This is a genomic window from Escherichia sp. MOD1-EC6098, assembly GCF_002965865.1.
Lineage (GTDB): Bacteria > Pseudomonadota > Gammaproteobacteria > Enterobacterales > Enterobacteriaceae > Escherichia > Escherichia marmotae.
The window spans coordinates 91,341-97,508 of the sequence record NZ_PTSN01000019.1 but is presented as its reverse complement, the minus strand read 5'-3'; the positions used below and the strand labels follow the sequence as shown (position 1 = coordinate 97,508).

General features: G+C 31.4%; 6 protein-coding genes. All 6 read left to right on the top strand.

Features of this window, described 5'->3' with window-relative positions; genetic code table 11:
- The first annotated feature begins 85 nt into the window (after nucleotides 1-85).
- Nucleotides 86-1,009 (top strand): WavQ, encoded by a 924-nt coding sequence (locus tag C0K55_RS19220; protein WP_105267059.1) that lies wholly within the window; start codon nucleotides 86-88, stop codon nucleotides 1,007-1,009.
- A 109-nt stretch (nucleotides 1,010-1,118) separates the two neighbouring features.
- The gene (locus C0K55_RS19215; RefSeq protein ID WP_105269014.1) at nucleotides 1,119-2,039 is read left to right on the top strand and encodes a glycosyltransferase family 2 protein; all 921 of its coding nucleotides are present in this window, start codon (nucleotides 1,119-1,121) and stop codon (nucleotides 2,037-2,039) included.
- Nucleotides 2,040-2,108: 69 nt separating this feature from the next.
- On the top strand, nucleotides 2,109-3,152 hold the full coding sequence (locus C0K55_RS19210; protein ID WP_105269013.1) for an EpsG family protein: 1,044 nt from the start codon (nucleotides 2,109-2,111) through the stop codon (nucleotides 3,150-3,152).
- Between the two features lie 89 nt (nucleotides 3,153-3,241).
- The gene (locus tag C0K55_RS19205; protein WP_105269012.1) at nucleotides 3,242-4,177 is read left to right on the top strand and encodes a glycosyltransferase; all 936 of its coding nucleotides are present in this window, start codon (nucleotides 3,242-3,244) and stop codon (nucleotides 4,175-4,177) included.
- Between the two features lie 9 nt (nucleotides 4,178-4,186).
- The gene (locus C0K55_RS19200) at nucleotides 4,187-5,317 is read left to right on the top strand and encodes a glycosyltransferase family 4 protein (RefSeq protein ID WP_105283423.1); all 1,131 of its coding nucleotides are present in this window, start codon (nucleotides 4,187-4,189) and stop codon (nucleotides 5,315-5,317) included.
- Between the two features lie 253 nt (nucleotides 5,318-5,570).
- A complete protein-coding gene (locus tag C0K55_RS19195; RefSeq protein ID WP_105283073.1) occupies nucleotides 5,571-6,131 on the top strand; it encodes an acyltransferase in 561 nt (186 codons plus the stop codon).
- The last annotated feature ends 37 nt before the right edge of the window (nucleotides 6,132-6,168 follow it).

Sequence of the window (6,168 nt, the reverse complement as noted above, 5' to 3'; positions counted from 1 at the left end):
GCTTAGTAGGGCTTGCTTTAGCTATTATTTACTGCAGGCTGCTAGATAAAAAAAAATCACAAGTGATATTAAAGATTGTTGACAAATGAATATATATATTTATGCAAGCTCATATGATGAAAATAGTGGTGGCTCTGTAGTCCTACATAGACTATGCCATATCATAAATAAACACAGTGCCCATAGTGCATATTTAGTTAAATTGGATCCATTTCATTACGGTAAAAAAACAATTAGAAAATATCTGTCAAAATTAAAATGGGAATTTTGTAATAAGTTTAAATTTAAAACTAATGCTGATTGGGATACTCCTGTTTGGTATAAATTAAACAATATCCCTTCAGATTCAGTGGTAATTTATCCGGAAATAATTAATGGTAATCCTTTAAAAATAAAAAATGTTGTAAGGTGGTTATTACATCAACCCGGTCATCATACTAATGTCATTGATTATGGGAAAAACGAACTGTATTTTAAATTTAACTCAGCGATTCATGACTTTGATAATGATGGTTCTTATACAGCATCAAATGAACTAAAGGTAATTTATTATCCAATTCAAATATACAATGAAAAGGTAAATCAAGAAAGGGATATCGAGTGTTGTTATCTTGTACGGAAGGGATTTTATAAAAAAAACATCCATCCTCCTAAAGCAATAAAAATTGACGGATTAACTCATCAGGAAATAGCTGATGTTTTTAGACGCTCACAGAAATTTATTTCATATGATGATTATACAGCATATTCTATATTTTCTGTTCTGTGTGGTTGTCCATCTTATGTAGTACCGACAGAAGGGCAAACGGTTAATGATTGGTATCCTGATGAAAGAGATCGTTATGGGATATCATATGGTTTTACTGATGAGCAAGCTAAATGGGCAGAAGAGACCAAAGATAGAGTTTATAGACATATAATAGATGAGCATAACAAATCAATAGATAGAGTGATTGATTGTTTACAAGAAATTGAATTCTTTTTTGGTGGGAATGGAACTACTAAATAGTGGATAACACATTATTTATTTTATAACAATTAACTGCTTTTAGAAAAATAATATTTAAATGAGTTAATGCTATATTTTATTAGTAGTATGCAAATAAGGCAGATAAAAAATGATAGAACAAGATGAATGTATTATTGCAGTCGTGGTCCTTTTCAGACCTGAAATTGCACGCATACATGGATTGCTGAAAAGTATAGTTATGCAAGTTGACAAGGTTGTTCTTATCGACAACACAGACGAATCTAATTTAATAATGCCTGATTCCGAGTTTGAGCCATACGGAGAAAAAATTGAACATTATCGACTGAACAACAATCTAGGCATTGCAAAAGCTCAGAATATTGGAATTCATTATGCCGAAAAATCGAAAGCATCTCATATTTTATTTTTGGATCAAGACAGTATCGTTCCAGAAGGAATGATTAAAACATTGCTAATTAATGAGCGTGATCTTTTAAATGGTGGAAAACAAGTCGCTGTATTAGGTCCAGCATTTAAGGATGAGAAAACTGGAAAGATAACAGGTGCAATTCATATTGGTCTATTTTATAAAACCAAGCTGTGTCATAGTGTCCATCCGTTAGAAACAGATTTTCTAATTTCTTCAGGAAGCCTGATTAGGATGGAGGTGCTGCAAAAAATCGGATTTATGGATGAGGAGTTGTTTATAGATTTCGTTGATATTGAATGGTGCGAACGGGCGAAGAAAATGGGATTGCGATCTTATGTTGTGCCTGATATTGTCATGATGCACAATATTGGAAATGAAGCAAAACGAGTATTGGGTAAAAATGTAATAATGCATAGTGATTTTAGGCATTATTTCATAGTAAGGAATTCAATTTATTTGATTCTTAAAGATAAACTTTCATTCAATCATCGTGTATATTTATTCATCCGGTTGCCATTATTTATAGCTGTTCACACTTTTAATTCATCTTCGAAGTTAAAAAAAATCAAACTGTTAGCAACTGCAATAAAAGATGGTGTTGTGGGTAAGATGGGAAAAGGTTACTTCTCTAATTCTTGATAAATATATTGGCAATGTAAACTAAACATTAATAATGGCCGCTTAACCTAATCATGAAATGAGATTGTAATGTTTTTATACCTCTCAATATTTATGTGTATTTCTATTCTATCTTTTCTTCCTAACCAGAAATATTTGTTAAAAGCAATAATGATCTTTTTGCTTTTGATGTGTGCATTCCGTAGCGAGTTTGTCGATAGGGATTATACAAACTATATTACGCTAATTTTTGAGTCAGCAAATAACTTATTCTATCCAATAGAGTTATCATTTAAATTAATAAGTTTTATTGCGGTTAATATGCTTGATGGATATTGTTTTGTTTTTATCATTTTTGCACTAATATCTATCTACTTAAAATACGATATAATAAAAAAATCCTCACCATTTTTACTGCTATCTGTACTTGTGTATTACTCAAATACATTTTTACTGCAAGATATGACTCAGATCCGGGCTGGAGTTGCAGGTGCTATAGTACTATATTCAGTGTTACAATATGCGAAAAACAAAAATATCATGAGTTTTGTGATATTGATTTTCCTAGCATCGACATTTCATATAACTGCGTTGTTATTTTTTATTGTTCTTGCATTCGATACTAATGTAATTAGCCGAAGGTATATCTTTGTTTATTTCTTGACTTTATTTGGGGCTTATTGTTGTTATTATGCAGGCATCAATTTCTTAACCTTATTAAAATATATCCCTGTTGCTTATGTACAATATAAATTTAGTGACTATATTAGCCAAAGTCAAGGTGCTGACTTTGTTCCTGTCAATATTTTCTCTGTAATGCAAATATTGCATTTACTTATAGTTATATTATCTTTTGTTTTTTCTCGGAAAAAAAACTTATCTCGTGATAAGGTGCTTTTCATTAAAATTTATTCATTATCTCCGCTTGCTTTCATCATATTATCTTCTATGCCAGTATTCGCTTTGCGCGTTAGTGAACTTTTTGCTATTAGTGAAATAATTCTACTTCCAGCCTTGCCCCTTCTTTTTAGACAAAAACAGTTTGCTAAATTAGCGGTTATAGGAATATGTTTTATTATGTTTTATATTAATATATATCATCTTGAGATTTTAAATGAGTATTCGACATTGTAAGCTAAGAAGATGTTATATGTGATTATGGCGATTGTTTGGCACCATTGATGGATACAAATCAAAATCAGTGTTAATAATGTGGAAAAAAAATGAAATTAAAAACCATGGCTGTTTTATTATCGAGTTACAATGGGGAAAAATATATTAGAGAACAATTGGACTCAATAATAAAATGCTATAGAGATTTCGATTTACATATTCATATAAGAGATGATGGTTCAGTTGATTCAACATGTGAAATTATTAAAGAGTATATATCAAAAAATGACTCTATATTTTTGTATGAGGGTGATAACGTTGGCGTCATAGCTAGTTTTTTGTGGTTGGTTGAGAATGTTGGAGATTATGACTATTACGCTTTTTGCGATCAGGATGATGTATGGGAACCTCTTAAATTGATTGCAGCTACAACGAAGATTATTAAATATAAGCAAGATATAGCAATAGGGTATTGCTCCTCATATAACTATGTTGACAAAGAATTAAATTATATCGGCCGTTATAATTCTCAAAGTAATTTTTCTTTAAACAATATTTTAATTGAAAATTGTGCGCCAGGCTGTACTTTTGTGTTTAATCAATCTTTGCGTAAATTATACTTGGATCTAAATGAAGCCAATATAGCCAATCGTATTGTTATGCATGATTGGTTTTTTTTAATACTGGCAAGAACATTTGGCCACCTAATATATGATCATAATAGCTACCTAAGTTATAGGCAGCATGATAATAACGTCGTAGGTATAAAGTCTGGTTTTAAGAATATTCTATGTAATAGATTAAAACAGGTCAAAAAATATAAGCAAAATGGGAGACATCTTCTATCGCTTCAGATGGATTTGGTCTCCATGTATTGTTTAAAGCATAATAAAGAAGCAGTATATGAAATAACTCATGGGTTTGTAGAGTCTCAAGCAAACTTGGTAAAAAGATTGAGGTATGTTTTTTCCGGGTATGTAAAAAGAGTTAGGTTCATTGATGATGTGCTTTTTAAAGTTTTGTTTATTATTGGATGGTTTAAGTAAGGATAAAAGATGCCTCGTAAAAAAATTTTGCTTGTCGCAAATACACTCTGGTCGATATACAATTTCCGAAAAGGATTAATAAAAAGTTTAATTGAAAAAGGATATGATGTTACCATTGTTTCTCCAGAAGATGACCATTTGGAAAAAATTGTCGATTTAGGGTGTAAATTTGAATCAATTTCTGTTTCCTCGCAAGGGAAAAACCCACTTAAAGATTTAATGCTATTATTAAAGTTAATAAAAATATATAAGAAAATAAAACCTGATTTTATTTTTCATTACACAATCAAACTAAATATCTATGGTTCTATAGCCGCTGGTATTGCGAATTGTAAATCTATAGCGATAACTACAGGATTAGGGTTTGTTTTTAATAAAGAAACACTTCTGACTAAATTCATAACTCAATTGTATGCTTTTTCTTTTCGCTTTGCAAAAGAGGTCTGGTTTCTGAATGAGGATGATAGAAATGTATTTCTGAGAAAAAGAATAATCAATGAGAGTAAATCATTTATTCTGGCAAGCGAGGGCGTTGATACTAGTTATTTCACCCCCAGCCAGGTTTCGTGCAAGACTAAATATAATGATAATATTACATTTCTTCTTATAGCTCGGATGCTATGGGAAAAGGGAATTGGTGTATATATTGATGCTGCTAATATTCTAAAGTCTGAGTTTCCTGGCATTAGATTCCAGCTGCTGGGGGCTTGCGATAGCCAAAACCCCGGAGCGATTACAAGACAGGAAATTGAAAACTGGCAAATTAAAGGTATTATCGAATATTTAGGTGTCGAAAGTGATGTTAGACCGCACATAATTAGCGCAGATTGTATTGTTTTGCCTTCATTCTATAGAGAGGGGGTACCTCGTGTGTTGATGGAAGCTTCATCAATGTGTAAGCCAATAATTACCACAAACAATGTAGGTTGCAAGGATGTTGTAGTCGATGGTGAAACGGGATACCTTTGCAATGTACGTGATTACATTGGGTTAGCGAATGTAATGCGTAAATTTATTGAACTCACCCCACAAGAAAGAGAAACTATGGGCAAAAAAGGGCGGGACTATATCATTAAAAATTTTGATGAAAGAAAAATAATAAAAATATACCATGATACATTAATAAAATATATGTCTTAAATTGTGTTGAAAGTTTTTATTAAAAAAATCCACTAGATAGAAATGTATCCTTGAGCTGTTGGATATATGTTAAATTTTATGCTTTAAAAATTTATCTCATGTCATGTGTATCTATAGCTTAAAAAGGTGTACTTTTGGTTAAAGTGAAATTTTTTATAATATCATGGTTTTTTGAGATCGCAGTGGAAATTCAGTTCAGTAGTTGAGACTAAAAAATATTTTGATTATAATTTTAATGTAAAAGAGGATAAAAATGTCATTCTTATCAGATTCGGAACTCAGAAAAATATGTTTTAAAAAACTTGGGAAAAATGTCAAAATAAGTGAAAAAGCGTCAATTTATAATCCTGAAAAAATTGAGGTTGGGGATAATTCTCGAATAGATGATTTTTGTCTTTTGTCTGGAAAAATCTCCATAGGAAATAATGTTCATATTGCCGCATACTGTAATATTGCAGGGGGAATAGAAGGCATCACATTTGATGACTTCTCTGGGTTGGCATATGGTTGTCATGTCTTTTCTCAGTCTGATGATTATACTGGACGTACTCTGACCAACCCAACGATCCCTAAAAAATATAAAAAAGAAATAATTAAGCGAGTTATAATTGGCAAACACGTGATTGTTGGTACAAATTCATTAGTTTTTCCCGGCGTAACAATTGAAGAAGGATGCTCAATCGGAGCTATGACAATGGTTACAAAGTCTACAAAAGCTTGGGGGTGTTATTTCGGGATTCCTGCAAAGAGAATAAAGGAAAGAAAAAAAGATCTGCTGGAGCTTGAACAACTCTTTCATAAAGAAAATAAATGAAAGCAAGTTAGTAGCTCTGTTCAATATTTAAGATTTT

Coding starts and splice junctions, on each gene's coding strand:
- C0K55_RS19205 (WP_105269012.1), top strand. CDS start 3,242: ATGAAATTAAAAACCATGGCTGTTTTATTATCGAGTTACAATGGGGAA.
- C0K55_RS19195 (WP_105283073.1), top strand. CDS start 5,571: ATGTCATTCTTATCAGATTCGGAACTCAGAAAAATATGTTTTAAAAAA.
- C0K55_RS19210 (WP_105269013.1), top strand. CDS start 2,109: ATGTTTTTATACCTCTCAATATTTATGTGTATTTCTATTCTATCTTTT.
- C0K55_RS19220 (WP_105267059.1), top strand. CDS start 86: ATGAATATATATATTTATGCAAGCTCATATGATGAAAATAGTGGTGGC.
- C0K55_RS19200 (WP_105283423.1), top strand. CDS start 4,187: ATGCCTCGTAAAAAAATTTTGCTTGTCGCAAATACACTCTGGTCGATA.
- C0K55_RS19215 (WP_105269014.1), top strand. CDS start 1,119: ATGATAGAACAAGATGAATGTATTATTGCAGTCGTGGTCCTTTTCAGA.